4 protein-coding genes and 1 pseudogene are annotated in these 6,242 nt (G+C 72.1%); 3 read left to right on the top strand and 2 right to left on the bottom strand.

The annotated features are described in order from the left end of the window. Together ABZ497_RS20100 and ABZ497_RS20095 are read right to left on the bottom strand one after the other, a co-directional pair. The coding region (locus tag ABZ497_RS20100) for a trypsin-like serine protease (RefSeq protein ID WP_359806998.1) at positions 1 to 258 on the bottom strand (258 nt) is incomplete at its 3' end. A 541-nt stretch (positions 259 to 799) separates the two neighbouring features. Continuing rightward, positions 800 to 1,318: a hypothetical protein gene (locus ABZ497_RS20095; RefSeq protein ID WP_359806996.1), complete on the bottom strand. Its 519-nt coding sequence runs from the start codon at positions 1,316 to 1,318 to the stop codon at positions 800 to 802. A gap of 332 nt (positions 1,319 to 1,650) precedes the next feature. Here ABZ497_RS20095 and ABZ497_RS20090 point away from each other — a divergent pair. The 3 genes and pseudogenes from ABZ497_RS20090 to ABZ497_RS20080 form a co-directional block, all read left to right on the top strand. After that, positions 1,651 to 1,920, top strand: a pseudogene (locus tag ABZ497_RS20090) (ALF repeat-containing protein); the annotation flags it as partial. 18 nt (positions 1,921 to 1,938) lie between these two features. Beyond that, positions 1,939 to 5,277: a chemotaxis protein gene (locus ABZ497_RS20085; protein ID WP_359807008.1), complete on the top strand. Its 3,339-nt coding sequence runs from the start codon at positions 1,939 to 1,941 to the stop codon at positions 5,275 to 5,277. A 74-nt stretch (positions 5,278 to 5,351) separates the two neighbouring features. Beyond that, on the top strand, positions 5,352 to 5,900 hold the full coding sequence (locus ABZ497_RS20080; RefSeq protein WP_359806993.1) for a hypothetical protein: 549 nt from the start codon (positions 5,352 to 5,354) through the stop codon (positions 5,898 to 5,900). The last annotated feature ends 342 nt before the right edge of the window (positions 5,901 to 6,242 follow it).

Genomic DNA, 6,242 nt, shown 5'->3' with positions numbered 1-6,242 from the left:
CTGGGGCTGGGCGGGGTCGTCGGCGAAGCAGCTGGCGGCGGTGATGATCCAGTTGCGGTCGACGAGAGCGCCGGTGCAGGCGCGGACGTTGTCGCCGATGGCGAGCTTGGCGGTGTAGGCGTACGCGCCGTCCGACGCCGGGTCACCGACGACGGCCCCGGCGGGCGCGGCGGAGAAGGTGGCGAGCGCGCCGACGACGGCGGTGGTCGCGGCCAGAGCGCCCGTCACCCGGAGGCGGGCAGAGGTCTTGGAAAGCATGGGGTGGGTTGTCCTCGGTCTTGTAGGTGGACGTATGCGCTGACTGGGTGGTCAGCCGGTGACGTGCAGTTCGACGACAGTGGTCGAGGCCTGGCCGAGCCCCTCGCCGATGCCCGCGAAGCCGTCCTTGGGAACGTCCAGGGTCTGGGTCGTACGGGGTTGGTCGCAGGGAGCCCCCGCGGTACCGGTGCGGGCCGGAGGGTGCCGACGTCGGCTGCGTGCGCGGCGGGAGGAGTGACCGGCAGGGCCCCCGGCCCCGTAGGCGCGGGTGTCCGGACGGCCAGGGACCCGCAGGGGGCGGAGGCCGACCGGACGGGTCAGGCCCCCCGCCGGTCGCGCTCGCCGGCGTGGGCGTCAGTCCCTGCCGTCACCGGTGGGCGCGTGGAGCGGCTGCCCGGCCCGCCGACGATTGTCGCCACGGCCGGCAGGGAGGGCCGGGGAAATAATGAGCAACGTGGGCGATCTCATTCCGGCCCTCGCAGGGCAGGGGGCGACGGGAAACGCGGCTTCGGCCGGCCGCTGCCGGACAGAACCGACCGAGTTACCGGCGGGCGACCAGCCGCAGCAATGTGTGGTCGTTCTGGTCCGGGTCCGAGGCTTCGCCGATCGGCGTCCAAATGTAGTCCCCAGGACCGTTCTTGGTGATGTCGAAGGTCTTCTCGGCGCCCTTGACCACTGCGGTCGCCTGGGTCGTGTAGTCGTTGCCGCGGATACCGACGACCTTCGGCAGTTCCAGTTCGAGGAAACCGCCCGCTCCGGTGACCTTGAAGCAGACCCGGTCCGCCCGGCCGCGCGCCCACACCTCGATCAGGTTCTGCCCGTCGACGCAGTCGGCGAGTGCGACGTGTCCGTCGCCGCGCTTCAGGACCAGGTTGCGGTCCGCGAGGACCTTTTCGGCGCCGGGGTAGCCGAAGTCCTCCACGGCCGGGGGCGGGGTGTCGGTGGCAGTTGCGGCGGCGGTGCCACCGGAGGTACCCGCCGCCACCCCGCTGGAAATGCCGATGAGCAGCGTCGAGGCGGCGAGGGCACCGACGATGACGGGACGGTGTCGCTTGCGCATGAAATCCCCCTGTATCGGAAATCTGTCGAAGTCGGCGCTGTTCGCACCGACCGCTTCTGAAGCAGGTCATTCATATCACTGCAGCACCGCGGTAGTTGAAGCCAATTCGGCGACCAAAAGGCTGCGTTTGCTGCCATGAATGGGACTATGCCCCCTTTTGTCACCAGGGCGGGTTTCAGCCAACCTGGCCGGAAGAAGTCTCCCGGCAGGTAAAGGGTCGATTTCTGTGTCGCTCGCTATGTATGGTCCCGAACCGTGCGCATCGGCGCGCCACACCGCGCTGCCCGTAGCGGTCCGCTCTGGGTGGTGAACGGCGACTTCATCGAGGGGACATGGGGATTAAGGGGAGCGAATGCGTGGGCAAAGTCCTGCGCAATCCATGGCGGACGCGCGCGGCACTGGCGGGGCTGTGCGCCGTCACGCTGCTTGCGGGGATGACGAACGGCTCCGCGGTGGCAGCGCCCGCAGAGGCATCGGCGCCGGCATCGGCGCCGGCCGCGCCGAGCGACCGCGAGAAGGTGTTCACCGCGTGGCGCGACGGCGGTCGCGCCACAAAGTCGGCTGCGGAGAAGGCCCTGCTGGGATCGGACCAGGAGGTGAGGGCTTTCCTGGACGGTAGCTTGAAGCCCCTTCAGGCTGAGGACGAACGGGTCGCCGCGCTGGAACTGATCAACACCAGTGGCCGGGGGGTGCGTGAGGCGGCCGGCAGGGCGCTCAGCGGCACGCCCGACGAACTGCACGTCTTCCTCGCCACGGGCTTCGAGGGGCCGTGGAAGGAGGACCTGCGGGTAGCCGTGCTGACCTCCATCAACCTGGACGGGCGCGGCGTGCGCGACGCGGCGCAGGCCGCGCTCAAGGACGGCTCCCTGGAGGCGCTCCAGACGTTCCTGGACAGCGGTCGGGCTCAGGCACAAGAGGAGGACGACCGGGTCGACACCCTGCGGTTGATCGCCGTCGGGGGTCCCCAGGTCCGCAGCGCCGCGCAGCAGGCGCTCAGGGACGGCCCGACGGAGGTGAAGGAGTTCCTGCGCAACGGGCAGCACGTGGCCCGGGCCCGTGACCAGGAGAAGATGACGGTCTCCCAGCTCGCCGAGGAGGCGCGCACGGCCGGCCAGCAGGCGGCGCAGGAGACCGAGGCCGCGAAGCAGGCCTCGGCCCGCGCCGTCAACGCCGCCGCAGCGGCCAAGACGGCCGCGGAGCGTGCGGCCCAGGAGACCGAGGCGGCCAAGGACTCGGCCCAGAAGGCCAGTGCGGCCGCGGGCGATGCCGCGGATGCCGCCAACCAGGCCGCCCAGGCCGCGACCACCGCCATCGAGGCCGCCAACGCGGCCCACTCGGCGACCAGGGTGGCGGCCAGCGCCGCCTCCGCCGCCGCGGCGGCCGCGACCGCCGCGGGCAAGGCTGCGTCCCAGGCGTACCGGGCAGCCAACGCGGCGGCCGGGGACGCCGGTCAGGCGGCCAACGCGGCTGCCACGGCCAAGGTCGCCCGCGCCGCCGCCGCCGACGCCCAGCGCGCCGCGGACGCCGTCGACCACGCGGTGACCGCCGTGATCAACGCGGTTGACGCGGCCAAGTCCGCCGCCGGCGCGGGGGCGAACGCGGCAGCGGCCGCCGACGCCGCTGCCCGGGCCGGCGGGTACTCGCAGGCCGCCGGCGCCCAGGCCGAGCGGGCGAAGACCGCCGCGGCCAAGGCACGTGCGGCCGCCGCGACCGCGACCAGTGCGGCCAACTCCGCGGAGGCTCTCGCCGGGCGCGCCGCCACCGCAGCCCAGCAGGCCAAGGCAGCGGCTCAGGATGCCGCCCGCCACGCCAACAACGCCGCCCAGGCGGCCGACGAGGCCGCCGCACACGCCGGTCAGGCGGCCGGCGACGCACAGCAGGCCACCCTCCACGCCCAGGCCGCCGTCGCCGCGGCCGAGACCGCGTCCAACGCCGCCGCCGCGGCCCGCCAGGTCGAGGAGGTCGCACGCGCTGCGGAAGCCGCCCAGCTTGCGGCGGAAAAGGACAAGAAGATCCAGCAGGCCCAGGAGCTGCGGAAGCAGTACGACGAGCGGGGTGCCCAGGACCGCGAGGACCGGGCCGAGGCGGTGCGCGTCGACGCCGCGACCAAGCAGCTGCTGATCGATGCCGTGGCCCCTGGCACCGACCCGTCGGCCGCCGTACGGATGGGCCGTCAGGCCGCGGCCCGCCTCTACGCCGATGGTGGCCCCTGGACCAGCCAGGCCGCCAAGGACGCGCTCACCGGCTCCGACAGCGACGTGCTGGAGTGGCTCAAGCAGCGCCGCGCCCTCGCCGCCGACCACGACGACCTGTCCCGCGTCGCCCACCTCGGCGAGTCGACCAACCCCCGGCTGCGCGCCGCGGCGCTCACCGCGCTGAACGGCTCGACGCAGGACATCCAGGCCTTCCTCGGCGGCGGTCAGGACGCGGCCATGGCGGAGGACTACCGGGTCGACATCCTGCGGATCATCAGCCAGGGCGGCCGTGCCGTCAAGGAGGCCGGCAGCAAGGCGATCGACGCCAACACGCCCGCGGCCTTCCACCAGTTCCTGGACACCGACCAGTACCGCGCCCGTGAGGAGGACGACCGGGTGACGGCGCTCTCGCTGACGGCGGGGGGCGGGGCCCAGCTGACGGCCTCCGCCCAGGTGGCACTGGCCGGAGCACCCACGCAGTTGCGCAACTTCGTGGCCGTGGCCCAGTACCGGGCCGCCGAGCAGGACCAACAGAGCGCCGTCCACGCCGCCGACATCCAGCGGATCGTGGCCGACGCCTCGAACAGCGCCGCTGTCGCCCAGGAGACGGCCGCGACCGCGACCGCGGCGGCGCTGACGGCCCAGGGCGCCGCCAATGAGGCCCAGAAATACGCGGACCAGGCTCGTCGCTCCGCGGACGAGGCCAACGGCTACGCGGACCAGGCACGCCAGTCCTCCGACCGGGCGGACAAGTCGGCCAAGCAGGCCGCGACGTCCGCGCAGCAGGCCAAGAACGCCGAGAAGTCGGCCCGTGCCGATGCCTCGGCGGCCACCAAGTCGGCGGCCTGGGCGTCCTACTCCGCCTCCAAGGCGGCCTCGTACGCGAGTTCCGCCTACGGCTCCGCGGCCCAGGCCCGCAACTCGGCGCTGGCCGCGGGCCGCAGCGCCCAGGAGGCGGCGCAGGCCGGCACCGACGCGATGCGCATCGCAGGCGAGAAGATCGCCGCCGAGGAGCGCGCCCGCGCCGCCCAGCAGAGCCAGCCGCCGTCGACGCCGCCCCCGCCGGGCACGGTCACCGTCGGTGACCCGGACGGTCACGACTACACCAGTGACGAGGACGACCCGAAGAAGCACCCGCCGTTCCACGAGCCGAGCGGCTGGGAGAAGTTCTGGCGCAACCTCGGCAGCCAGGGCCAGCCGGACCCGATGCTGACGATCGTCGGCGGCGCGGAGCTGTGGGCCTGTCACGCCGGTTCGATGTCCTGCGAGCTGTTCAAGTACTGGGAGAAGAAGTCGGGTAAGCCGTTCAACTTCTCGGCGGACCAGATGCGCGACCTCTACACCAACCCGACCATGCAGACCGATCTGAACGAGCGGGCCGCCAAGTACGCGCAGTCCGCGGCGGAGAAGTGCACCGGCGGGGCCGGCACCACGTGCACCGTGAAACTCGACTCCAACTGGCTCGGGTTCACCTACAAGTACCCGGGGTCGAAGGACCACATCTTCGCCCTGCACTCCATCCAGTACCGCGTCAGCGGGGACGTGACCGCGACCGTGGTCAGCCCCGGCAAGGTGCGGCTGTCCGGCGACTACCGGTTCGACGTGAAGAAGGAGTACAACTTCGACATGGACAAGCCGCCGATCGACGTCTGGGGGATCCCGGTCGACGTGAAGCTGCTGGCCATGGCTCCGAGCCAGGGGTACGCCCGCGACTTCACCGTCCAGGGAAGCTCCACCGGGCACGTCGACACCACCACTGGTTGATCGCCCGATCCGGATCGGGTACCGTCCCGCGAGGCCTTCCTCGCGGGACGGTCCCCGCCCGGGAAAGGACAGTCATGCGTGTACGAAACACGGTGGGACCGCGCCGGCCCGGCCGGCCGCCACGCACGGCCGCGGTGGCCGTGAACGTGGTCGCCGCCGTAGCCCTGGCCGCCGGCTGCACGTCCGCGGACCCGGATCCGAGGGCGTACCCGGGTAGCCCGAAAGGGCAGACCCTCGAAGCGGTCACGAAGGCGTTCGGGCTGGACCTGCCAGACTGCGACCTGCAGGGCCTCGGATTCTCCGGGAGCTCGAAGTACCCCGCCCAGAACCTGAACCTGAGCTTCCGGGCTCCGAAGGACTGCGTGGGCCGCTTCCTCTCCGCACACTCCGTCGACGTCGCCCACCCCGTGCACTGGACCCCCGGCCAGGGGAACAAGACCGGGTTCGACTCCGAAGCGGAGACGAGGGACTTCGGTTGGTCCTTCGACAAGGCCGTGACCTACGACCTCTTCGTCGACTTCAGGACCTCCACCGGGAGCCGCTTCAGCGTGGTGGCGGACCAGGACCGGGGACAGGCGGAGCAGACCGTGTACCTGGAGTCCCGCTATCTCGGCGGCTCCTGACCGGTTCTCGGTCGGGGCTTCCGAACGGCGCCCGGCCCTTTCGGGGCTTCGAGGGCTCCTGGGGCGCGGCCTCCGGCGGTGAGCCGCCCGTAGGACGCCTCACGGAAGGGGCGGTGGACATCCACGTGGGTGTCCACCGCCCCTTCCGCGCATCCTGGGGCGGTCGCGGATCGGACAGGGGTTTCATCAGGTGGATGGGGTCGGACATCGGGTGTCGACACTGGAAGACGCTCCTCCGCAACAGCGGTCCGTAAGCCGCTTCGGCGTGCCTGACAGTGCGATGCCCTCAATGGCGAGGGGGACCACCGGGGTCCCCGCGTGGGGCGCCTCACGCGTGATTGC

Origin of the sequence: Kitasatospora sp. NPDC005751 (assembly GCF_040630835.1) — a bacterium.
Taxonomy (GTDB): domain Bacteria; phylum Actinomycetota; class Actinomycetes; order Streptomycetales; family Streptomycetaceae; genus Kitasatospora.
Note: the sequence above shows the minus strand (reverse complement) of the source record. Positions and strands in the feature narration are given on the sequence as shown.